The organism is Campylobacter showae (assembly GCF_900699785.1).
GTDB lineage: Bacteria > Campylobacterota > Campylobacteria > Campylobacterales > Campylobacteraceae > Campylobacter_A > Campylobacter_A showae_D.
On sequence record NZ_LR535679.1, the window covers coordinates 1,061,033 to 1,083,181 of the forward strand.

Consider the following 22,149-nt stretch of genomic DNA (forward strand, 5'->3'; position numbering starts at 1 on the left):
CTTGAACGTTTAAAAAATATCTTGCCATATACAGCTATAAAGAGGTTATAAAAATAATTGTCTTTTTTTAGAAAGAAGTTTGGATTTTAAAAATAGTATTTGGATGGTGCGGATGAAAGGACTTGAAAAAATACGCCGCAGATTTATTAAGGATTATATAAGTTTATATAGTCCTAAAATACGATATTTTAAGCTGATTATAACTTTTTTAGAATTATAATCCTATCGCCAAATGGGTTACCCAGTGGGTTACCCAAAGCGGCGCAAAGGATTTTAAAAAGGACTCAAATGTCAATCAGTCTAAGCGAATATAAAAAGACGAAAGTTCCAAATATCTACGTGAGTAAAAATCATACGAATAAGTTTTTATTCAGAAAAAGAAGTAGCGACGGAAGGCGAGCCACTAAGGTAGTAGAAATAGCCGTAAGAGAAAAATGGACCGGGCGGGAATATTTACAAGAAGCTATGGCAGTTTTTGCGGAGTGGGCAAAAGGCAAAGATATGGCGGCATCTAATGTTTCTAGAATCCAGCCAAACATCAAAGTTAAACAGCTTTGGGATTTATATATGGAAACCAGAGCAAAAACCAAAGCTACGACCGGGCTAGCGGCGATGTTTAACAATCACATCAAAAATAGCTCTCTAGGCTCGCTGGCAATAGAAAAGGTAACGCTTGACCATATTCAAATTTTTTACAACTCCATGCGAAACAAGGGACTATCGCCAAAAACATACAACAAAACGATAAAAGAAATTTTACGCCCTATGTTTAAGTACGCGCTTATTCATAGGGCTCTAGCTTTCGAGCCAACGTTTGGTTTAAAGTTGGACAAGATCGAGAAAAAATCAAAAGTCATCAATTGCTCGAATAAGCTCAGAAATTTATTTTCAGCCATTGATGAACTTTACGCCGACGACGTTTTTTATTGGACGCTTTTTGCCCTGATTTTTACGGGCAGGCGAAAGTCCGAAATTTTAAACCTAAAATGGAAAAACATAAATTTCAGCAACAACACTATGCTTTTAGAGAGGACAAAAAACTCTAACGACTATATCGTAGCCATCCCAAATTTTATAGCATCCAAGCTACAAGAGATACCGAGGGTAGCCGAGCTAGTGTTTGCCAGCCCCGTAAGCGGCGAGACGATAGTTAATCTAGACAGACAAGTTAAAAAAATCAGAGAACTTTCGGGTGTTGAAAATTTTCACCTGCATATGGCGAGAGATATAGTGGTCGGTACTCTTGCGGAAGCTAGCGCGGATATCCATACGATGTCGGGCACCTTATTGCACGAAGAACTGGCAACTCTGCAACACTATCTTGGCGTCGATACCTATAAGGCGACTCAAAAAAGTTCGCAAGTGATAGAAAATTTAGTAGCTACTAAAAGATTAGGGCAGAAATAGCCTTCAAGTTAAAGCCAGTATCGCCCGCTTCTTAGTTTATAAATTGTGTTTGCGCGAGGCAAATTTTGACCTCGCCTTTTTTGTTAGTTCAGTGCGATATTTAGCTGCTTTAGTCCCAATGCTTTTGCGTATTTGATTATTGTCTGAAATTTAAAATCTCCGCTTGCGCTTTCTAGTCTAGCTAGATTGGACTGTTTCATACCCATCCTCTCCGCTAGCTGCGACTGCGTCAGTCCGCTTTTTATTCTAGCTTTTATCAACTCGCTTTTTAGTTCGTATTCAGGCATCAAGGCTTCGTATTCAGCTCTAAATTCATCATTTTTCATCATCTCATTAAATACGTCGTCAAATTTTACTTCAGGCATTTTTTAACTCCTTTAATCTATTTTTGGCGATATCTAGCTCTTTTTGAGGTATCCTGTCACCTTTCTTTACAAACACGTGCAATATATAAATGCGCCTACCGGTCATATAGCAAAATATTCCTCTGCCTATACCCTCCGCGCCCTTAGCCCTTATCTCAAAAAGCCCGTCGCCTAGGCTTTTAGTTTGCGGCTCACCGACTTGATTGCCGTAAAGACGTAAGAGCTTAAATATATGGGTCATGTTAGCGGAAATTTTAGGAGGTAGGGCTTTAAATTCTTCAGCTACTCGGTCATCTAAAAATGTAATTTCCCACAAACTTTATCCTTTGGGCTGATTATATCATAAAAGATATTAAGTTTCTTTGGAAAAGTTTTTATGCGCTTTTTTAAGTTGTTATATTGCAGTATTGCAATCAGTTTTAAAAATCTAAAACTTTACTATTTTTTAACCTGCCTTATTTAAACCAAATTGGTTTATTTTTTGTTTAGGAAAATTAAATTTTTCCAAAATTTCAAAAAAAATTTTATTCCGCTACCAATACTACGCCGCGTCTTTATTTATTTCATATAGTAATTTTAATTAAAAACAGCTTAATCAAAAAAATAGAAATAAAATATTTTGTCAAAAATGCCTAGCAAATACCGATGTATAGGGCACCATTTTCTAAATACGTTTTTATATTGACTCCGGCAGAAATGCCGGCTAAAATCGGATAAAAAATTAAAAAGGTAAAAAATGCAAATAAATCCTTGTGAAAAAAAGTTTATAACGCCAGTAGAATTTGAAGCCCTTTTTAGCATTGGCATTGACGCTCAATCCATTTGGAGATCAAAAGGCATATTGCCATACATAAAGCTCGGCGGCAGAAAAGTTCTTTATGATCGAGAAAAGATAGAAAAATGGATTGCAAAACACGAAGTAGGCACAGATCAAAGCTCATGCGTTTTAGATACCGAGCTCATTTAATCGCGTTTATGTAATTTGCAGGGTTTTCGCATGAAAATAAACGGTTATGAAATAGTCGTTAGTGCTTTATCTGACAATTTAAATTCCCAAAAGGCCGTCGGCAGGATGGCGCATATTTTAAGGGAAGCAAAGCAGACCAAAAAACTAAAATACTTAAGAGGTAGCGCAAAAGACAATAAGTATTTTATACAAAATAATTTCGGTGTCCTTCAAGAGCTATCATATTCAGGAAATTTGACACATCAGGAAATAAAAGGAATGATAAATAAACAACTATTAAAATTCAAGGGAGACTATGAAAATCAATACATAACCGACAAGAACGGAAAATCTAAAAAACGCGCATGGCAGAAAAAAATGACCCCATTTACCGAAGTTTTGATAGTTTTTGGAACACAAAGACCAAAAGAGAAAAAAGAAGGGCTAAATAAAGAGGAATCAGACTTCATTAGCGGTCTAGAAATTACACATAACGTTATGACTTTTATTAATGAATATTGCAAAAAATACGGCGTGGAATGTATCGCTGCCGCCGAGCACAACGATGAAAAAACAAAACATTGGCATATTTTTTTTACAAATTACGACTGCATTAATCATGCTTGCATTAGGAGAAAGAAAAAAGAGATGTCTGAATACGGCAAAGAGTTGCAAGATATGAGCGCTGACACCTTTAGTCATATCGCCGTCAGAGGCCTTAGGGGTAGCAATGCAGTCCATAGAAAATTAAAATTAATGCACAAAATTGAGCAAGAATTTAACGACTTGCAAGAGTTCAAAGGATCCATAAGAAAGCTCGTAGTAGAAAATCTACAAGGACTTTTCACTAAACAAAAACCTTTTATGTTCGGCTCTGAGTATTACAGGCTAGAAACAGAAAATGCCGCTAAATTAATAAGTAAGATAACGGATATGGTATTTGAAAAAACCAAAGAAAATACGACAATTGTTCAAGAATCTTTCTTGCTGGATCAAATCAACGAATTAACTAGGCACTTAATGGATAAAGGCGAAATACTATCCAAAAATAAAGAGCTAGAAACTAGTAAAGAGTTCTTGCTTAAAGAAAATTTAGAACTCAAAGAGCAAAATGCAATGTTTGCCGACAAAGACGCTATCGTATCTCAGCAAAACGAAATTAAAGCATTAAAACAATTGTCGGAGCAAAAAGATGCTTTGATGGTTGATCTTGAAAATACGATATCAAATAATGAAGAAATTATAATTCAGGCCAAGAAAGATAAAGAGGATCTAGAAAAACTAAAAGATGTAAAGGGAACAAATTTATACTTAAACGACCAAATAGAGATGATGAAGCAAGAAAAAACCGAGCTGCAAAAACAAATTAAAGAGCAAGAAAAACAAGACATCCTAATAGATGAGCTTGAAGGAGAAAAAAATAAACTAACCATGGAGCTAAGCAAAGCCTGGCATGATAAAGCTACATTAGAAGAAAACAATGAGCGCTTAACCAAAGAAAATGATACTTTAAAGCAAGAAAATACAGCTCTTAATGAATTTAAAAGAAAAGTGATAAATTTCTTTAAGAGCGTAGTGAATAAAATTCCCGTCATCAAGGAGTTTATCGACGACAATGCTTCAGAGATAAAAGGAGAGGTTTTTGAAAGAAGGGATATGGGGATTGGGATGGAGTAAAAAACCGCTAAGTCTGTGCAAAAATATCTCAAATAATATTGCTACTAAATGCTGGTATTGTTGGGCGTAATCGGATTCAAATTTTTAAAAATCAAATAATGCAGTGCAGTGTGCAAATATCTTTAAAAACAGCCCGTCAAGAAATTATTAAATATTTAATATAAACTTAAATATAAATATTTTATTACAAAATATTTATTTTATTGGCATATTAATATAATAAAAAATACTTTTATAGCTATAAAAAAGTATATTTTAATATTATATTGATAAATAAAGTAGTATATTTCTTAATGATAATTAAATTTCAAAACGAAGGAGAAAACATGGAATTTCTTATGGTTTCGATGTTTTTCGTCGCAAGCCTTTTTCTATGGTTTAAGCCTGAGAAAAAGCGCGCGGTTATGGGCTTTGGTATTGCGGGTATCGCGATACTCGTCATTATGATGGCATGGGTGAATAAATTTGCCGTCGTGCCGATGGGAAATTTTTAGGAGCGAGCGATGGAAAATCAAAATTTCGCAAACGGCTCCGAAAATTTGCCTAGCTGGGGCGACGACGAGAGGCTATTTTTTAATCTTTTCGCCTTCGCAGCACTCGCCCTCATCGCCCTGCCCGTAGGCATAGCGTGCCTTATTTTGGGCTTTGGTATGGGAGACAGCCCCTGCATCATGTGCTGGCACGAGAGATTTTGCATGGTCGCCATATCGTTTATGGCGCTAGTTATTGTTAGATACGGCTTTAAGGTCAAATACCTCGCCGCGATCCTCTTTCTAGCGTGCCTCGGGCTTTACGACGGCTTTTTACATTACAGTCTAGACGGCACGGGCGGCGGCTACCTCGACATAAAGCAGGGCTTCGGGCTTGAAATTTTAGGCGCACACACGCAGTTTTGGGTCGTGGTAGTACATTTTTGCGTCATTATATTTTTGGGCGTGATTTTGCTACTGGGCAAAAACGTAGGCAAAATAATGCAAAAAAGCGAAGATGGCGCTTACGGCGCGGTTTTGCCCAAATTTGCGCTAGGCAAAGTCGCTGTGGCGGCCTTTGCGATCATCATGGCTTTTAACTGCGTGCAAGCCTTCGTCACCGCAGGCCCGCCTCCGTATCTGGCCTCTGCGACGCCCTCTCGCATGAGCATCGATCCTAGCAAGTGGTTTTGGGAGCTTGACCACTGGGAGGAGACCGAAATAGATTTCCGCGAAAGCTGGAATCCAAAACTACCGAATTTACCGAAGTGAGGCCGAAGATGAAAAAATTTCTAAATTTAACCCTATTGTGCGCCGCGCTGGCATTCGGCGGCGAATTTAATCTAAATCCCGCGGACGGCGCCGTGACAAATTTGACTCCGCTTCGTAAAAGCGGCGAGATAACGCTAAATTTGAAAAACGATAATCCCGTCGCCGGGCTTGACTACGACGAAGCGAGCAAAAGCTTTTTGGTCGGTACGCTCAAATTTGAGCTTTACGAGATGGATGACGAGCTAAAAACCGTAAAAAGCTATCTGCGAAGCACGCCCGATTGGATCATCCAGATGGAAGACACCGTCGCTGCGAGCTTTTTTAAAGACTCGATCGGCGCGATGAGCTACAACAAAACCTACGAGTTTTTTAAACCGGCGCCCAATCAAAGCAAAGAGGAAGCGAACAAAGCGTGGCGCTATCTGCACGATGGGTACCAAAATTTCACGCTTGATTTCAAAGACCGCTATTCCACCGTGCGTGCCAAACAGCAGTATATCCTAAGCTGGGATCACTCGGACTTTTACGGCGAGTTTTTCATCGCGAGCGTGCCCGATGACATCAAGCAAAGCTGGAGCGTGGCGAGCTTTAGTGACGCCGATAATCTGCTCTCGAGCGAGTTCGTGCCTAGCTTTGACGAGACCCTCGGCGTAAAAGAAGGCAGAGACGTAAGCGACTACTACGTCACGGGCATGGACGCGCAGGGCGAGTTTGTTTATCTGCTTTCAAAGCAATACTCAAGCATCCTAAAACTAGATCCGCACAGCAGAAAGATCGCAGAGGTTTATAGCTTTGAAGGCGCAAACGACGCGCATGCGCTAGCTATCAAGGACGGCAAATTTTACGTCGCGACGAGAGAAAACGGAGTGAATAAAATTTTCGTTTTTGAGAGGTGAAATTTAAGCCGTCTTTGGCGGCTTAAATCTTATTTTTACTCTCTGTCAAATTTATATTCACATACTCACCAAAAACTATAAAGCAATTTTTGATGTTTTTCTTTTTACTAAACTCTTAAGACCCCATTCGCTATAATGTCACAGTAAATTTAACCCAAAAGAGGCAAAACGAAAGAACAAATTCTAAAACTGCCACTAAACTTGGAGCTGATGAAAACAGGCGAGATTGCCCGAGCGCTAAACGCGGACAAAAAAGCAGGTGTTAAAAAGACTATAAAAATCCCAAAAGACGATGTCAAAATAAACTTTCCCAAGAGATGCTATTGTTCTGGGGCCTAAATTTAGCGGGCGCAGCAAAGTTTGCTAGTTGACGGAAATTTGCCATTCCTCCAGTTATTCAGAAAAATAGGATATGTTGGTGGGACATAATGAGGGAGATAGTGTTTGTATAATTTGAAATTGAGGAGTAAATATGAAAATTAAAACACTTGAAATAAAAAATTGGCGCTCTATTAAAGAGCTTAAAGTTACGGCACAAGATTTGATGATTATTATTGGACAAAATAATCATGGTAAATCTAATTTATTATCAGCTATTCTATTCTTTTTTGGCGAAATTAAACATCAAGACTTAGATTTTTCCCAAGGAGCAGAAGATCTTTTTGTGGATATTGAGTTTTCTGAGCTTGATGATCAAGACAAGAAAACTTTTGAGAAATATGTAACCCAGCAAGAAACAATTAAAGTCAGAAAAGTAGCTTATTTAGGAGGAAGTTTTGAATACAAAGGATGGATACAAACTTGTTTGGAAGATTATTTAAAAGAAGAAAATGCAGGAAATTATACGAGTCGTGAAACTGCTAATAGCTTACCCTTTTACCAATATTTACCACCTGCTGGAAGATTAAGTAAACAACAGATAATAGAAGCACAACAAAAGTATATTCAATCAAATATTAAAAATCTAACTTTTAGCTACGAACTGGAAAAAACAAATTTTATGGGGCTTAAATCTGTTGCAAAAGGGATTTTTGGGGAAGTTTATTTCTTGCCTGCAATAAAAAATGCTGCGGATGACTTCGCATCAAAAGATACCAGCGTTTTCGGTAAATTACTGGGAGAAGTCGTGGAAACTATGTCTCAGCATAATGAAGATTGGCAAGGAACAAAACAACAATTAGCTAATTTATTCTCTAAATTCAGTAAATACATTAATGGAGTTGAGAATACAGAGAGACCAAAGCAATTATCTGATTTAGAGAATGAATTATCAAAGGAATTATTATCTTGGAATGCTTATTTTGATATTGAATTGAATATTCCAGATATCGATTCTGTTCTAAAATCGAATGCTTCAGTATGGATTAATGATGGCACACGCACGGATATTGCTCGTAAAGGGCATGGTTTACAACGTGCAGTAACAATTGCGTTAATTCAGTTAATCGCAAAACGCCAGTTGCAATCTAATCAGGATTCTGAAACAACAAATCGAAAAGTTTCAAAATCTCGCTATTTTATTTTTGAAGAGCCTGAATTATATCTACATCCACAAGCACAAAGATCTTTATTTGACAGTTTTGTTGAATTATCTACTAGTGGAAATCAAGTCATCTTATGTACGCATTCGAGTAATCTTATTAGTATTGATAAATATAAATCTATTTACATTATTAAGAAAGAAAATGAGCAATATGGTAGTAAAGTAACTCAATGCGAGGAGGATCTATTTGATGGAAACCAAAAGAATGAATGGAATTTGTCTTATTGGATTAATCCAGATAGAGGTGAATTATTTTTTGCTGAAAAAGTTATTTTAGTTGAAGGACAAACTGATAAAGTGATTCTTCCTGCATTGGCAGATAAGTTGGGAGTGTTTAAGCATAGTTATACTGTTATCGATTGTGGTTCAAAACAAAATATTCCTTTATACATTAAGTTAATGAACAAATTTAAGATTCCATACGTTTCGGTATATGACAAAGATCATCAAGAAAATAAATCAGAGCAAGCAATAGGTGCGGCAGATTCTGCAACCAAAGCAATTTTAGATGAAATAAATAATGAACTAGGCTTATCTGTAGAGCTTGTAAACGATATTGAGCAGGAGCTTGGATATAATTGCGGCAAATCAGGTAAGCCATTTCAAGCGTTAAAACATATTAAATCTAGTGAGTTCCATATATCAGAAAGTTTCGCTGAAAAAATTAGAGTAATTTATAAATAAAAATAGCTTATCAATAATTTTCAGGTGGCCTATTTAAAATCAAGAGTCGCTTAATGCTACGTTGCTTTTAGCAATCCATCTAAAATTGCATTTTAAAGCTAAATTTAAAAAGGTCGGACTTTCATCCGACCCAAGTATTAGGAAAAGGGAGAAACTAAAATATATAAACCGCGCCAAGCACGATAAAGGCTCTTAGGCAAAAGCCGCCTATGAGTACGCCGTATTCGTTATAGACGCAGCTTTTTATCTCTTCATTGCCGCGAGCGCAGACGCTGCCGTCCGCGCCGACAGAGCAGCCGCGAAGCATAAATTTGCTTCCGCCGAGCAGCGGCATAGTAAGCCCCAAAATAACAAAACCTATCCAAAACATCGGCGCTAGCGAGCCTGAGACTATCTTGGTTATGCTAGCCATGCCCGCAGCTTCGCCTCGCACGCTCGCAAACAGCGCCAGCACGGCGACGATCTCAAGCACGACGAGCGCAACGTGAAATTTATGCGCGCAGTGGCTAAGACCGTAGCCCGCATTTAGCGTCGCGGCGGCGTTTGCGCTAAGCCCCGTAGAAATCGCAGAGATCGTAAATAAAATCGGTAGCCACACGCTAGCCCAAAGCGGGATCGCCTTTACGACGTAAAGCAGTAGCCCCGTATATCCCATCACTCCAAGCGCCAGAATGGCTCCGAGCGTGAGCATCATGTCGCAAATTTTACCGCTCTTTTTGATCTGCAAAAGCACCAAAACGCTGACTACGATGAAAAACGTAAGCAGATACGTACCTATGCTCATCATCGAAACCGGACGCGTATAGAGCTGCAAAATTTTAAGAGGACTTATCGCAGCGCTCGGCGCCAAGTCAAATAGCAAAAGCGCGGTTCCTATTATCACCGCTACGGGTGCTAGCAGAAAGCCGAATTTATAAAATCTCTCGTTTAATGAACCCAAAAAGCCCTTGTAAGCCAAAGCCGAGCATAAAAACGCCCCGGCGCCTAAACCGCCCAAAAATAGATAGATGACTATGAGCCATCCCCAAGTCGTCTGTACCATCGTCATTCCTTTAAATTTTCAAAAATTTCGGGATCTTTCAGCGCGCTTTTAAGCGCGTCCATCTCGCTATTTAAGTAGAGATTTAAAAAGCCCCCGAAGCTCTTCCAAACATCTAAATTTGCATGCTCATCGCAACGAGCGGCAAATTTGCAAAACCACTGCGACGGATGAGCGGCGATAAATTCCGCCTTTTTACGAAAAAATTCGTTAAATTTAGCCTCATCCTCCGCCTTTAACGCGCTAAAACTTAGAAAATAAAGATATTGCAGCTCGTACCCGATGAAATCGTCGGGGAATTTATCAAGCTGCGCATCCTCGAGTTTTAGCCCTGAGCCTTCATAAAAGCTTCGCACCTGCATCGTCTTTGCCCCAAACATCGTTTGATAGTCGAAATACACCGACTCGTAAGGCTCGGCTTTGGGGCGCTTAGGACCTACGAAGAGCCTATTGAATTCGTAGCGAATTTCATCGATTAAGCTTGGCTCGCTTTTGCATTTGGCAAATTCGAGGATAAATTTATGCTCTTTAAGCTTAGGCGCGAAATCCTGCGTCAAATTTAAAAGCTCGTTCAAATTTTCACCGGTAAGCGGCACCAAAAATACCTGCCTCAAAAAGTCCTCAATGCAAAGGCTCTGCTTTAAATTACGCATCTTTTTATCCTTAGTGGATAAACTCGTTACGCTTCATGCGAGGATAGAAGCGGATGTTTGGCTTCGTAAAAAATCGCTTAAAGCCCGGCATCTCCTTCTCCATCCCCGCGCTATCGCTCACGTCGCTATCAACTAGCTTTAGCACGTCACAAGGACAGCCCGCCACGCACGCAGGCTCCTCGCCACGCTCGAGCTTCTCGGCGCAGAGATTGCACTTTTGCGCTTTGCCGTCTTTACCTTTAGTTATAGAGCCATAAGGACAGGCAACTAGGCAATATCCGCAGCCGATGCATTTATCGTGTAGCGGCTGAACTACGCCATTTTCGAGCTTAATGTAAGCTCCCACGGGACAAACGTCCATACATGCAGGCTCTTCGCAATGGTGGCACGAATGCGAGATGAAAATTTCTTTTTCAATCTCATCTTCATGGATGAGCATCATATCAACATGGCGCCAGTTGATGTCAGGGTCTTGGTTATGATAGACCTGACATGAAATTTCACACGCCTTACAACCTATACAAAAGTTATAATCAAATAAAAATCCTTGTTTTCGTTTCATTTTATGCCTCCTGTTTTGCAGCTTTTTTTACTTCACAAAAGCTTGCAGTATAGGTCGATCCGTTGCCTAAATCACTCACTCCGTCCGAGCAAAGGATATTTGCTCCCGTGCGAGACTTGGTAACCTTAACCCAGATATTGTTCCATGCATAGACGATGCCCGGCTGCATCTGATTGGTTTCAACCGCCGTAAATATCGCCGTGCCCTTTTCGTTCGTGGCTTCAACCGTATCGCCCTCTTTGATGCCGCGCGCCAGCATATCCTCGCGCGTCATAAATAGCTCAGCGTTGCCCTTTACTATGACGCGTTTTAGGATGTAAGGCATATTGCCCCAGTTTGAGTTATCCTGAAGCTGCGTGCCAGGCGTCATAAAATAAAGCGGATATTTTTTGAGATAACCGTCGCCGAAACTCTTATGTGCTCGGTAATAATCCCAATCGTCATCAAGATCGATCACTGGATGATAACCTGCCTCTTTGAATGTCTCAGAGTAGAGCTCGCACTTGCCGCTTTTAGTACCGAATACAAGCTTGTCCTTCGGCGCATAAGGGTAGTAAGGAAACTGATCTTTCATCGTCTCAGGAGTCCTAAACGGCTTAATCCAGCCTACGCTCTTTAGCTTTTCGTAGGTGATATTTTGCTTTTTGGCAAATTCCGTATCCAAAAACCTCCTGCAAACCGTCTCGCTATCCCAATCAAAGCACTCCTCTTTATATCCCATCGCCTTGGCTAGAGCGTTAAAAAATTCCAAATTCGTCTTGGCTTCGCCCAGCGGCTTGACGCTTTGGGCGTTGTAGCAGACGTAGCCCGAAATTTGATCGTTTTGAATATCTTCGCTCTCCATAAAGGTAACGCCCGGCAATACGTAGTCAGCGTAATCGCAGGTGTCGGTATCGTAAGGATCGATGACTACCAAGAAAAAATCGTCGTCCATCACGCGTTTTTTGATTAAATTCGTATTGGGCGCCGTTACCATCAAATTTGAGTTATAGTTGATACAGGCTCGAATTACCGTATTTATCGGCTTACCTAGATAGGTCGGATTTTCCTTTTGAATGCCTTTGCCAAATTCTATATAGCTTATTTGCTGGCGCTCTATCTTTTTGCCTTCCGCGTCTTTCGGCGAAAGATCTGGCATGCAGTTATCGAAGTTAAAGCAGCCCTTTACGTGCACGTAAGCCCAGAATAATCCGCCGCCAAGTTTTGTAAGGCAACCCGTAAGTACCGGCAAGAAAGTAACCGCTCGCACGAGCCTTGCGCCGTTAAAGTGCCTTTGCCCGCCGTCGCCGTGCATAATGGCGGGCGCTTTAGCATGAGCGTATTCTCGCGCAAAAACCTTGATCTGATCGACGCTTGCGCCGCACATATCGCTTAGCTCGCCATAGGTGTAGAGGCTACACTCTTTAACCAGCTCGTCAAAGCCCATCGTATATTTTTCTACAAATTCGTGATCGTAGAGATCCTCCTCTATCAGCACCTTACACACCGCTAGACAAAACGCAGGATCGCTTGAAGGCTTTAGTTGGATAAACATATCGGCTTGGTTTGCGAGCGGAATTCTGATCGTATTTATGACGATGATCTTGCCGCCTCGTTTTTTGACGCGGTGGGCAAATCTGATCCAGTGCACCGCCGTATAGGCTTCGTTTGAGCCCCAGCTGATATACATATCGCTCTCATCGACTTCCAGCGCGTCTTTTGAAAAGTCCGTGCCGATGACGCTCGGCGTGCCCGCATAGCGCGGCCAGTCGCATGGATTGCGCACAAGCCTCGTAGCGCCGTATTTTTCAAAGAAATTTCCAGACGAAATAGTCTTTGAGATATGCCCTTCGTTGCCCGAATAGACAAATTCCGTCAGTGCCTCGCCGCCGTATTTTGCCTTGATCTCGGTAAGCTTGGCGGCTATCTCTTTTAGCGCTTGATCCCAGCTGATGCGCTCCCATTTACCCTCGCACTTTTTACCGACGCGCTTCATCGGATACATTATACGATCGGCGTTGTATAGGTGCATCGCGTAGGTATGTCCTTTGACGCAGACCGTGCCTTGCGTTAGAGGGTGCTTCGGATCGCCTTTGATGCTAACCATCTTACCGTCTTTGATCTCTGCGATCATCGAACAGGCGTCGCGGCAGTTTCTAGGACAGGTGAGGTAGTGATACTCTACGCCCTGTTCGTTTTTATAGGATTTCGGTTTAAAATCCACCTCAAACTGCTCCATACCAAATAGGCTTGGAGAGGCTCCCGCCGTAGCCAGAGTCGCTCCCGCGCCTTTTAAGAAAGAACGTCTTTGCATCTCTTCTCCTTAAATGTGGGCTTTATTTCATATCGTATATGAAAACTTTATTTTCTTTGCCTTCGCGCGAAAAAACATAAAATTTGCCGTCCTTCACCGCAAGCGCTCTCGCATTTGCTGCTCCGCTAAAACTATACGCATCCTCAATTGCATGCGTTTGTAAATTTAACTTTAAAATGGTCGAGAAATTTTTACTCAAAAGATAAACTGCGTCAGGCTGAGCGTCGATGCCCGTGACGTAGTATTCGCCAAGGCTCCTGCTCTCTTTTAGCTTTAAATTTGAGCCGATTTGCGGAATAAATTCCTCCAAAATCATCTTATCGTCGCCGTCAAACACCGCCACGCTCCAATAATCCCTCACGTCGTTAGGCACGGACGCAACGATAAATTTATTCGCAGCCGCGTCGTAATCCCAGCCGAGGATATACTGCTGCTTTGCTCTAAGCGTGGAGAAGCGCCCTTTGTTGCCGAGATCGTTTAGCTTCCATTTATCCCAGCCCTCGGTCAAGTGCCTCCACTGGCTGTTTTGCTCCTCTGCACTAAGTCCGTCCGCATGCTCATAAAAGACGAAGGTTTTATTAAAACTTATCATGCCGAGCTCATTTTTGTACCACGCCGCGCCCACGGTCGCTTCCATCTCCATTATAAAGTGGCGATCGTGCTTGCCGTATCTAAGCGGCTTTAAATTTTCGTCAGCGACGTAAAATTCGTTATTTTTCGAAACCAGCGCAAACTGCTTTTTATCTGCGTCGTAGTCCGCTCCCGTAATCGGCGCGTCGTTTTGCAAATTTAAACTCACGGCCGCACTCGGAGCGCCCAGCTCCTTCACGCCAAGAAGCGCGCCCGCTTTGCTATCGAGATTAAACTCAAACCCAAACGCCAGAGCCGCTAGCGCCGTAAAAATCATCAGCTTTTTCATCTTTTTGCTCCTTTAATTTGGCAGATCCGGAAGCTCCGGATTCCAATCGAATCTAAAATCAAGCGCGCTTTGCCAGTGATCTTTTTCCCAAAACCATTTGGCGGGGTCAAGACTTAGTCTGGCCGGCGTGCTAGAGCCCAGATATGGCGGTGGACCTGAGACGATGAAAGACTGCGCGCAGTTTGCGGCGATGATGACGATGAAGATTAAATTTGCAATCTTGCCCAGAGGCAAGTAGCGCAAAAACTCGCCGTATTCGCCGCTCGTGCTCTTTTTCATTATCTCGCCCAAATTTTTGCTACATAAAAATATAACCGCCAAAAACGCGATTACGCAAAAATCCACGACGACGACCCAAAGCTGCGTGTGCGCGCCTAAAATTTCAAGTCCGAAACCCTGCTTTATGTCGAGGTAGCCGCCGAATGTCCCGTCGAGGCTATAATGGATAAAGCCGTTGAAAATCCCCCAGCAAGCCATCAGTAAAAGCGCCGCGACGTAGCCCGGCCTTAGGCCGTATCTAACGATAAAAAGCGCGATGAGGCTAATGGCTATCATCGTGATCCTCTCGGCCCAGCACATCACGCAGGGGCTATCTCCCATGCCAAAGCCAAGCACCAAGCAGGCTATACCCACCGGAAGCGCTACAAGAGCGATGATGGCTAGCGACATAAGGTTGAAAAATCCTCGCTCGGCGGCGGGGATTTGGTTTTGCGCCAAATTTTGCATATCTTTCATCTTGCGCTCCTAAAAGTTACCTATCGGCACGACGACCCATAAATTTACGTAAAACTCCAGTGCGACTAGTATCGCACAGCCTGCCGCGGCGCAGCCCGTAGCTAAATTTTTCCTCTGCGGCTTAAAATATAGTATAAGTCCGCTGATCAAAAATAGCGTCAAAATAAGAAATTCCATTTCAAACCGTCCTTTCTTAATAAATTTGATATATTAAGCATGCTATATCTGAAATAAATTCTATAATTTTATTTATTAAATCAAAATTAAAATATATATTTTTTTGCTCATTTTTTTATTTTTTTTTCTATATTATCCATATAAAAATATATATTTAGATGTTTTTTTATTTTATATAAGTTATTAACAAGAAATTAGATATTATTTATCCTATTTGATTTATTCCTAATACTTCTGAATTCTTAAATATAAATTTTAAATTAGCTTAAACAAAGTTAGGGTAAAATTTAAACAAGCAAAAAATAAAGGGGTAAAGATGGAAAATATATTTCTAGAATCTTATGACGTCTTTAAAATATGCAAAAACTCTGTCAAGCAAAAAATTTATGAAGAATTTTTAGAAAGCAATAAAAGATACTCCATAACGCGCTGTTACTATGTCATAGTTGTAGATAATACATTTTTGACCTACTCGCATTTGATGATTTATGAGGAGCTGCTTTATCTTCTGTATTCGCAGAACAAGCTAAAAAACGGCGATTTTTCGCTGACACTTAAAAAATCGGAGCTCGCGAAAAAATTTAAAACTGACATCACCAAAAGCGCGACCGAGACTATAAAGCGCTTTTATGAGATGCAGCAAGTAAAAATAACTATTTTCGTAAAAGACAAAGTCGAAAAACAGATGAATATAATAGAACATATCGACGCACCGCAAAGTGAAAAATACGGCGATATCCCCGATGAGATAAATATCTCACTAAATTCCGAGTTTGTGCGGCTCTACCGCTGCGCGTATCTGGATAAGATCGAGTATTTAAATAGCTTTGATATCGAGCAGGGTAGCTTCATCCGTTACTTTATGCAGCACGAGCTGGACGGCGGCGTAAAAAGCTCTGCAATCATCGATAAAATGGGCGTTACGACGTATCTGCCCTTTACTTATAAAAAGCGCTTCGAACAAGAGATCGCGAGAGTAAGCTTTTACTATAAAAACGAGAAATTTTGCATAAAAGACGGCTTTGTCGTCATCGAAAACCACGAAAACAAGGCGATAGATAATCAAAACGCGTCGATTGAGCTTTTCGGCGTGATATACGAGCATATAACGCAAAACTGCACCAAAGCCGTTACGCTAAATGAGCAAAATTTAGCGAAGTATTACGCGCGCTTCGGCAGGTTTGAGACGAGCCAGGCGGTATTTAAAATTCTAAGCAATATGGAGCTCATGCTAAATCAATCGATGCAGAAAGAAAACGCGAAAATCGCCTGCTTTTCGCACTTTTTCGAAAGTATCGTCTGCAAAAACGGCAATGAATTTGAAATTTTGATCGAGCTGAATCAAAAGGGCTTTGAGTATATCGTCTCGCGCAGCGCAAATTTGGACTTTTGGAATGTCGAATCCGCAGACTATGGACTCACGCCGTATCCGATAAGCTCGTGCGCGACGAACGGCAATCTAGGCTAAATTTAAACTAGGCGTAAATTTAGCTCAAATTTAGCCGCGTCGCTTGCGCGAACGGCGAGGCAAATTTGACCAACCTTATTCCTGCGTCCTAAGCTCGGCAATCAGCGCGTCAAGCTCGCCGCTTTTTTGCGCAAGCAGCAGTCTTTCGTTTATGAGCCGCATCTGCGCGCTAAACTCGCTCGCAAGCATATCCGTGATAAAATTCTCGCTATCGCTTTCATCGCAAATTTTATACATGTCGCGCCAGATATCGGTTATCCACCAGCCGCATTTCGAGACGCAGGCGAAGTCCTTTAAAACGCCCGTTTTTAGAGCCATCATCACTTCGTCCGTATGTTTTATCTCGCTTGCGACGAAGTCTTTGTGCATACCGTCCAAATTTACGAAAATACGATGCCCTAGGCCTTGGACGCTGTTTTCGGAGCAAATTCTAAACTGAAAAACGTTATCTTTAAAATCCAAATCGGATAGGCAAATTTGATGTTTTTGGGTGAAATTTGGAAATGAATCAAAACTCTTGTCGTCGATGCTAAGCGCCCAGTTTGAGTTTGGATTTTTTCGGATAAATTCGTCAAAACTAAGCCTAATAAATTCCTTATAACTTAGCTCCTCGGCGGTAAAAAAGTCGTATTTAGCGCAGTTGGCATTTTTAAAATCTTTAAATTTCATATCTTTCTCCCGTATAATACCGTTTCAAATTCTATTGAGACGGTATTGTATCATCTTACGGAGCTTATTCTTATTAATCTAAAATAATTTAATCGGGAATTTTATATCTTTCTATTTATTTAGTTGAGAATATAGCATCTGCTTTGCATAAAAATAATCCAGTATCCCAAAAACGGATAAAAACCTTGGTGACTCTCCGTATCTTGGATTTGTTTAAAAGCAAATATAATGTGAGGCCTAAAATATGATTGACAGATTTATTGTTATCAATGTGGAATTAAAAACGCTATATTCCACGAAACAGACCGCAAGCAGACAAACTCCATTCTAAAATTTCAAGGCAACTTCTTGTTTGGCTATCTGGCACCAAACACCGACAGCAGATTCTTTTATTTATACTTACTGTTCATCTATAAAATTTTGTATGCTTGAAACTATTATTTTTACAAAATTTGTTGTCGATACATTGAAATTCAAAGGTTTTAAATAACATAAACAATTCACTGAAAATGAAATTTGCGGATTAGCCCGATAACCTAAACAAAAAGCTAATTAGTGGTTTTTGCTTTAGGATATCGAGGCACCGATTAAATAAAAATCAGCCGTTTAATTTTATCAAAATTAAGCTGATTTTTATAATAGCCGCTAGGCTATTTGCCCGTCTGGCTAAGACCTTACTGCACTATCGTTTGGCGATGGTGCTAAGTAAGTTTTGGCACCGCTAGTGCCAAAACTTACTTTATTAAACAATATTTTATGCAAAAATAATATTTTAAAGACCAGGATAATTTTTTCAGAATACATACTCTATTTTTAGAAAACATATTTTGTCTTTTTATACTTTTGCAAAAAAAGTAAATATTTTAAGAACTAGGACAATGTATTGATTTTTTAAAAGGCAAAATTAAAAAAATAATGTAGAAAAAAACAAAAAACAGAAGTTTGGGCTACCCGTCGGGTTACCTTCTGAAATCTTAAGCCTTGAGATGTCGTATTTTAGGGGGTTTTGGATGGTGCGGATGAAAGGACTTGAACCTTCACGCCGTGGGGCACCAGATCCTAAGTCTGGCGTGTCTGCCAATTTCACCACATCCGCACAACAATAATAAAGTGGTACGCCCATCAGGATTCGAACCTGAGGCCTACGGCTTAGAAGGCCGTTGCTCTATCCAGCTGAGCTATGAGCGCATAAAAACAAAGTGGCGCGCCCGATAGGAGTCGAACCCATAACCTACAGATCCGAAGTCTGTCGCTCTATCCAATTGAGCTACGAGCGCCCAAGTGGGGTGAGTGATGGGAATCGAACCCACGACCCTCAGGACCACAATCTGATGCTCTAACCGACTGAGCTACACTCACCATCTAACAAATGGTCGGGGTGAAAGGATTCGAACCTTCGGCCCTCTGGTCCCAAACCAGATGCGCTAACCAGCCTGCGCTACACCCCGAGGCATTGCGAGTTTAGCCTACTTATTGAAAAGGCGCATTGTAGCCAAAAAAATACGCTATGTCAAGAAAAATAAGCTTAAATTTGAAAATTTGCGAAAATTTTTGCTTCAAGCCGCGCAAACTCGGGCAAGAACAAATTTTGTATAAAAGAAAAAAGTTAGCCCGATCAGCCAAACGTTAAAAAACATCGCCTTAAAAATATCTTGCAACTCGCCGCCAAAAATATCCGCAACAATCGAGTAAAGCGCGATTTGCAAAACTATCTGACGGGTAAAATTTAAAACAAAAACCACCGCGGGCCTTTTTACGCCTTGAAGCGTCGAGCCGGAGAGATTTATGAGCGCGTAGCCTATAAACGCTAGCGAATTTACGGCAAAATAGCTTTTTGCCGCGTTTACGACCTCGGGCGTCTCGTCAAAAAAACCGACCAAAATCCCGCCGAGCCCGAGACAAAAAGCCGCTGCAAAAATACAATAAACCGCTAAAAATTTGACCGAATAAGCGTAGCAGCCGCGCACTCTGGCGTATTCGCGAGCGCCGAAGTTTTGCGACACGATACCAAGCACCGCCGATGCGATGCCAGTCGTGGGCAGCATGACGATCTGCTCGATACGTAGCGCGAGACCATAGCCTGCGACCGCGTGCGTGCCGTAGCGGCTGATAAAATGCATAAGCACGAGCCCGCCAAGCGACATCGAGAGGTAGTTTAGACACGCAGGCAAGGCTTGGGCTAAAATTTTGCGGTAGATGGCGAGTTCTGGCGCAAATGAGCGTAAATTTAAAAAATTTATCATACCCGTTTTTGCGACCTTGACGCCTAAAAATAGCGAACCAAGAAGCTGCACCGAAGCCGTCGCCAGCGCTATGCCGCCGATACCCAGCCCGCAAAAATCCACATAAAAAAAGCAAAAGCCCAAATTTATAAAAAGTCCCGCAAAAAGCCAGTTTCGCAGGCTCTTCGTGTCACCCGCGGCCACCAGCACGCCGTTTAGCGATTTTATGAGCAAGAAAAACGGCGAAGCAAGGAATATCACGCGGTTATACGCCATGGCCTCGCGCAAAAACTCCTCGTTCGCGCCTAAAATTTTAAGCAGATGCGGAGTAAAAATAAAGCCCGAAAGCCCCATAAAAAGCGCGCAAAGAAAGACGAAAAACACGCCTTTTGCGGCGTAAATTTTAGCTAGCCGGTCCTTGCCCCCGCCAAGCGCGTTGCCTACAAGCGCAGTTAGCGCCGAGCCAAAGCCAAGCCCCACGCCCACGACGCTGATATAGAGCAAAAAACTCATCGAAAAGCCCGCCAGCGCCTGCGTCGAGATGCGCGCGGCAAAAAACACGCCCGTCACGTTATAAAGCGTGTTAAAACTCATCGCGACGCCCGCGGGCGCGGCTAGGCGCAGCACGAGCTTGTTTATAGGCTCTTTTGTGAGATTCACTTGATTTTGAGCTCCAAAAGCGCGTCTTTTACCTCTTTTGGCACGCGGTAGCTGTCGCGGATCTTTGAGATCGTTTTATTGTGCGTAAATTTGCTCAGTCGCCCGCTCTCCAGTAGCTCTCGCCCCGCGCCGTCAAATTTGATAAAAACCTCGGCTAAACACCAAGCAGCCGCCATTTGCACATAGTATCGCTCGTCCTTTTCCTCGGCGCAAATTTCAAAAAACCGCTCGAGCGAAAGCGCGTTAAAATTGCGCATAAAATAAACGTAGAAAAAGCGCTTTTCGTATTCTAAATTTGAGCCTAGAGCCTGCTTTAGCAGCGCATCTACGTAGCGCGCCTCGGTAAATTTAGGCTCAAAGCCGTCCGTCACGGCCCAGTTTGGCATCGTTTTGATAAACTCGCTAGCTAGCTTAAATTTAGCTTCGTCATCTTTAACGAGCATTATCAAAAAGCCCTTTAACATAAACTCCTCATGAAAAAAGGGCTCGTATTCGGCGATCTGCTTTAAATTTAGCCGAGCGAAATTTCGCTTTGCTAGGCGTCTTAGCTCGGGAGTTTTTACGCCTAAAATTTCGGGGCTTTTGATGAGCTTTTGCGAAAATGCCGCCAGCTTTTCGCTCCTAAGCCCCTCTAAAATCTCTAAAAACTCGCCTTTTACGTCCACGCTAGCTCCTTTGCTTTTTAAATTTACCGCTCAAATTCGCCCCGTTTAAATTTGACGCCTCAAAAAGCCGAAGCGTCAAATTTGTCGCCCTGCGCGCCTAAAAGCAAATTTAAAAGCTCAAATTTTACTTTTGAGCCTCTTGCGCGCGCTTTGCCGACTTTTTGCGAGCGTAGATGTTGATGAGCTCCACGCCTAGAGAAAACGCCATCGCAAAGTAAACGTAGCCTTTAGGCACGTGCATACCAAGCCCCTCGCCAACTAGCGTAAAGCCGATCAGGATCAAGAACGCAAGCGCGAGAATTTTGATCGTCGGGTTGTTGTCGACAAAATTTGAGATACTCTTAGACGCGAACATCATCACGCCCACCGCAAGCATCACGGCTAGGATCATGATCTCGATGTGATTTGCCATACCCACTGCGGTGATGACGCTATCGAGCGAAAAGACGATGTCAAGCACGGCGATCTCGGCGATAACGACCCAAAAACTCGCATGACCCTTGCTCGCCGAGTGCTCCTCGTGCTCGCCGCTGACGCTTGAGTGGATCTCTAGCGTGGACTTACCGATGAGGAAAAGTCCGCCTAAAATCAGCACCAAATCGCGGCCCGTGATCGTAAAATCAAACACGCTAAATAGCGGCTTGGTAAGCTTCATAATCCAAAATAGCGAAAGCAAAAGCGCAATCCTCGTTAGCATCGCAAGCGAAAGCCCCAAAATGCGGCCTTTGTCGCGCTGCTCGGGCGGGAGCTTGCCGACTAGGATCGCGATAAATATGATGTTGTCGATACCGAGCACGATCTCAAGCCCTGTTAGCGTCACGAGCGACAGCCACGCCTCGGGCGAAAAAATCCAATCGAACATTTTTTTCCTTTTTTATAAATTAGGGCGCGATTATAGCCAAAACGGGTTTAAATTTGATTGAGCGAGCGGGCGCGGGCATTTGAGGATCAAATTTGACGATTTTAACGCACGAATATTTGCGTTTTGAGGCGATTAAATTTGGCTGGTTTTTGTTTATTTGGCGGAGATTAAAATTTGACGCAATGAAATTTGACTTTGCAAGATACGGCGCAAACAGCTCTGCGGATAAATTTTTAGGAAAAGCAAATTTAAGAAAAATTATCTTAGATAAAGGGCGTTTAAGCGATAAGCGGATAAAATTAAAATCTTTTGTGAAATTTAAAATGAAGTGGTGACCCCTACGAGACTCGAACTCGTGTTACCGCCGTGAAAGGGCGATGTCCTAACCGCTAGACGAAGGGGCCACAAATTAGCGGAAATGGGATTTTACATTAAAGATAATAAAAAATAGCTTAAACCAAGGATA

The 22,149-nt window shown here is 41.9% G+C and carries 21 protein-coding genes and 6 tRNA genes; 8 read left to right on the top strand and 19 right to left on the bottom strand.

From position 1 onward, the window contains the following. Positions 1–288 precede the first annotated feature (288 nt). Positions 289–1,407: a tyrosine-type recombinase/integrase gene (locus E4V70_RS05265; protein WP_122863389.1), complete on the top strand. Its 1,119-nt coding sequence runs from the start codon at positions 289–291 to the stop codon at positions 1,405–1,407. Positions 1,408–1,490: 83 nt separating this feature from the next. On the opposite strand, the gene E4V70_RS05270 is transcribed toward E4V70_RS05265, so the two are convergent. Beyond that, the gene (locus tag E4V70_RS05270) at positions 1,491–1,772 is read right to left on the bottom strand and encodes a helix-turn-helix domain-containing protein (protein ID WP_103641294.1); all 282 of its coding nucleotides are present in this window, start codon (positions 1,770–1,772) and stop codon (positions 1,491–1,493) included. Further along, entirely contained in the window at positions 1,765–2,088 is a 324-nt protein-coding gene (locus tag E4V70_RS05275; RefSeq protein WP_197730461.1) for a type II toxin-antitoxin system RelE/ParE family toxin, read from the bottom strand. Before E4V70_RS05275 ends, E4V70_RS05270 begins: the two co-directional genes overlap by 8 nt. A gap of 420 nt (positions 2,089–2,508) precedes the next feature. On the opposite strand from E4V70_RS05275, the gene E4V70_RS05280 reads away from it, so the two are divergent. The 6 genes from E4V70_RS05280 (at position 2,509) to E4V70_RS05300 (ending at position 8,759) form a co-directional block, all read left to right on the top strand. Continuing rightward, positions 2,509–2,739, top strand: coding sequence for a helix-turn-helix transcriptional regulator (locus E4V70_RS05280; RefSeq protein WP_122863388.1), 231 nt, complete (start codon positions 2,509–2,511; stop codon positions 2,737–2,739). A gap of 30 nt (positions 2,740–2,769) precedes the next feature. Continuing rightward, the gene (locus E4V70_RS05285; RefSeq protein ID WP_134482483.1) at positions 2,770–4,395 is read left to right on the top strand and encodes a hypothetical protein; all 1,626 of its coding nucleotides are present in this window, start codon (positions 2,770–2,772) and stop codon (positions 4,393–4,395) included. A 326-nt stretch (positions 4,396–4,721) separates the two neighbouring features. After that, positions 4,722–4,889 (top strand): hypothetical protein, encoded by a 168-nt coding sequence (locus tag E4V70_RS10725; RefSeq protein WP_163026478.1) that lies wholly within the window; start codon positions 4,722–4,724, stop codon positions 4,887–4,889. A 9-nt stretch (positions 4,890–4,898) separates the two neighbouring features. Beyond that, a complete protein-coding gene (locus tag E4V70_RS05290; protein ID WP_122863386.1) occupies positions 4,899–5,636 on the top strand; it encodes a disulfide bond formation protein B in 738 nt (245 codons plus the stop codon). 8 nt (positions 5,637–5,644) lie between these two features. Further along, entirely contained in the window at positions 5,645–6,532 is an 888-nt protein-coding gene (locus E4V70_RS05295; protein ID WP_122863385.1) for a hypothetical protein, read from the top strand. Between the two features lie 472 nt (positions 6,533–7,004). After that, a complete protein-coding gene (locus tag E4V70_RS05300; protein WP_122863384.1) occupies positions 7,005–8,759 on the top strand; it encodes an ATP-dependent nuclease in 1,755 nt (584 codons plus the stop codon). A gap of 154 nt (positions 8,760–8,913) precedes the next feature. Here the strand turns inward: E4V70_RS05300 and nrfD are convergent, their stop codons facing one another. The 7 genes from nrfD to E4V70_RS10730 are packed head-to-tail and all read right to left on the bottom strand — an operon-like array spanning position 8,914 to position 15,137. Then, positions 8,914–9,801, bottom strand: coding sequence for an NrfD/PsrC family molybdoenzyme membrane anchor subunit (nrfD, locus tag E4V70_RS05305; RefSeq protein ID WP_122863383.1), 888 nt, complete (start codon positions 9,799–9,801; stop codon positions 8,914–8,916). Between the two features lie 2 nt (positions 9,802–9,803). Continuing rightward, entirely contained in the window at positions 9,804–10,451 is a 648-nt protein-coding gene (locus tag E4V70_RS05310) for a TorD/DmsD family molecular chaperone (RefSeq protein WP_122863382.1), read from the bottom strand. A gap of 10 nt (positions 10,452–10,461) precedes the next feature. Then, positions 10,462–11,013: a 4Fe-4S dicluster domain-containing protein gene (locus E4V70_RS05315; RefSeq protein WP_122863381.1), complete on the bottom strand. Its 552-nt coding sequence runs from the start codon at positions 11,011–11,013 to the stop codon at positions 10,462–10,464. 1 nt (position 11,014) lies between these two features. Next, entirely contained in the window at positions 11,015–13,306 is a 2,292-nt protein-coding gene (locus E4V70_RS05320) for a molybdopterin-containing oxidoreductase family protein (protein WP_122863380.1), read from the bottom strand. 22 nt (positions 13,307–13,328) lie between these two features. Then, positions 13,329–14,225: a hypothetical protein gene (locus tag E4V70_RS05325; RefSeq protein WP_122863379.1), complete on the bottom strand. Its 897-nt coding sequence runs from the start codon at positions 14,223–14,225 to the stop codon at positions 13,329–13,331. A 12-nt stretch (positions 14,226–14,237) separates the two neighbouring features. Beyond that, positions 14,238–14,960: a disulfide bond formation protein B gene (locus E4V70_RS05330; protein WP_122863378.1), complete on the bottom strand. Its 723-nt coding sequence runs from the start codon at positions 14,958–14,960 to the stop codon at positions 14,238–14,240. Positions 14,961–14,969: 9 nt separating this feature from the next. Next, a complete protein-coding gene (locus E4V70_RS10730; RefSeq protein ID WP_163026477.1) occupies positions 14,970–15,137 on the bottom strand; it encodes a hypothetical protein in 168 nt (55 codons plus the stop codon). A 316-nt stretch (positions 15,138–15,453) separates the two neighbouring features. Between E4V70_RS10730 and E4V70_RS05335 the strand changes: the two genes are divergently transcribed. Continuing rightward, positions 15,454–16,605, top strand: coding sequence for a hypothetical protein (locus tag E4V70_RS05335; protein WP_122863377.1), 1,152 nt, complete (start codon positions 15,454–15,456; stop codon positions 16,603–16,605). 75 nt (positions 16,606–16,680) lie between these two features. On the opposite strand, the gene E4V70_RS05340 is transcribed toward E4V70_RS05335, so the two are convergent. The 10 genes from E4V70_RS05340 to E4V70_RS05385 all read right to left on the bottom strand — a co-directional run bounded on the left by E4V70_RS05340 (position 16,681) and on the right by E4V70_RS05385 (position 22,087). Then, positions 16,681–17,274: an effector protein gene (locus E4V70_RS05340; protein ID WP_122863376.1), complete on the bottom strand. Its 594-nt coding sequence runs from the start codon at positions 17,272–17,274 to the stop codon at positions 16,681–16,683. 1,011 nt (positions 17,275–18,285) lie between these two features. Further along, positions 18,286–18,370: transfer RNA gene (locus tag E4V70_RS05345), tRNA-Leu, on the bottom strand. A 15-nt stretch (positions 18,371–18,385) separates the two neighbouring features. Next, positions 18,386–18,462 (bottom strand) — tRNA-Arg (locus E4V70_RS05350). 12 nt (positions 18,463–18,474) lie between these two features. Beyond that, positions 18,475–18,551: transfer RNA gene (locus E4V70_RS05355), tRNA-Arg, on the bottom strand. A gap of 5 nt (positions 18,552–18,556) precedes the next feature. Next, positions 18,557–18,633 (bottom strand) — tRNA-His (locus E4V70_RS05360). Between the two features lie 11 nt (positions 18,634–18,644). After that, a tRNA-Pro gene (locus tag E4V70_RS05365) sits at positions 18,645–18,722 on the bottom strand. 108 nt (positions 18,723–18,830) lie between these two features. Then, a complete protein-coding gene (locus E4V70_RS05370; RefSeq protein WP_122863375.1) occupies positions 18,831–20,156 on the bottom strand; it encodes an MATE family efflux transporter in 1,326 nt (441 codons plus the stop codon). Further along, positions 20,153–20,821, bottom strand: a complete 669-nt coding sequence (locus tag E4V70_RS05375; protein WP_122863374.1) for a DNA alkylation repair protein — start codon at positions 20,819–20,821, stop codon at positions 20,153–20,155. Before E4V70_RS05375 ends, E4V70_RS05370 begins: the two co-directional genes overlap by 4 nt. 124 nt (positions 20,822–20,945) lie before the next feature. Further along, positions 20,946–21,683 carry a TerC family protein gene (locus E4V70_RS05380; RefSeq protein ID WP_009495442.1) on the bottom strand — a complete coding sequence of 246 codons (738 nt, stop codon included), beginning with the start codon at positions 21,681–21,683 and terminating at the stop codon, positions 20,946–20,948. Positions 21,684–22,012: 329 nt separating this feature from the next. Beyond that, positions 22,013–22,087 (bottom strand) — tRNA-Glu (locus tag E4V70_RS05385). Between the last annotated feature and the right edge of the window lie 62 nt (positions 22,088–22,149).

Coding starts and splice junctions, on each gene's coding strand:
- E4V70_RS05265 (WP_122863389.1), top strand. CDS start 289: ATGTCAATCAGTCTAAGCGAATATAAAAAGACGAAAGTTCCAAATATC.
- E4V70_RS05270 (WP_103641294.1), bottom strand. CDS start 1,772: ATGCCTGAAGTAAAATTTGACGACGTATTTAATGAGATGATGAAAAAT.
- E4V70_RS05280 (WP_122863388.1), top strand. CDS start 2,509: ATGCAAATAAATCCTTGTGAAAAAAAGTTTATAACGCCAGTAGAATTT.
- E4V70_RS05285 (WP_134482483.1), top strand. CDS start 2,770: ATGAAAATAAACGGTTATGAAATAGTCGTTAGTGCTTTATCTGACAAT.
- E4V70_RS10725 (WP_163026478.1), top strand. CDS start 4,722: ATGGAATTTCTTATGGTTTCGATGTTTTTCGTCGCAAGCCTTTTTCTA.
- E4V70_RS05290 (WP_122863386.1), top strand. CDS start 4,899: ATGGAAAATCAAAATTTCGCAAACGGCTCCGAAAATTTGCCTAGCTGG.
- E4V70_RS05295 (WP_122863385.1), top strand. CDS start 5,645: ATGAAAAAATTTCTAAATTTAACCCTATTGTGCGCCGCGCTGGCATTC.
- E4V70_RS05300 (WP_122863384.1), top strand. CDS start 7,005: ATGAAAATTAAAACACTTGAAATAAAAAATTGGCGCTCTATTAAAGAG.
- nrfD (WP_122863383.1), bottom strand. CDS start 9,801: ATGGTACAGACGACTTGGGGATGGCTCATAGTCATCTATCTATTTTTG.
- E4V70_RS05310 (WP_122863382.1), bottom strand. CDS start 10,451: ATGCGTAATTTAAAGCAGAGCCTTTGCATTGAGGACTTTTTGAGGCAG.
- E4V70_RS05315 (WP_122863381.1), bottom strand. CDS start 11,013: ATGAAACGAAAACAAGGATTTTTATTTGATTATAACTTTTGTATAGGT.
- E4V70_RS05320 (WP_122863380.1), bottom strand. CDS start 13,306: ATGCAAAGACGTTCTTTCTTAAAAGGCGCGGGAGCGACTCTGGCTACG.
- E4V70_RS05325 (WP_122863379.1), bottom strand. CDS start 14,225: ATGAAAAAGCTGATGATTTTTACGGCGCTAGCGGCTCTGGCGTTTGGG.
- E4V70_RS05330 (WP_122863378.1), bottom strand. CDS start 14,960: ATGAAAGATATGCAAAATTTGGCGCAAAACCAAATCCCCGCCGCCGAG.
- E4V70_RS10730 (WP_163026477.1), bottom strand. CDS start 15,137: ATGGAATTTCTTATTTTGACGCTATTTTTGATCAGCGGACTTATACTA.
- E4V70_RS05335 (WP_122863377.1), top strand. CDS start 15,454: ATGGAAAATATATTTCTAGAATCTTATGACGTCTTTAAAATATGCAAA.
- E4V70_RS05340 (WP_122863376.1), bottom strand. CDS start 17,274: ATGAAATTTAAAGATTTTAAAAATGCCAACTGCGCTAAATACGACTTT.
- E4V70_RS05380 (WP_009495442.1), bottom strand. CDS start 21,683: ATGTTCGATTGGATTTTTTCGCCCGAGGCGTGGCTGTCGCTCGTGACG.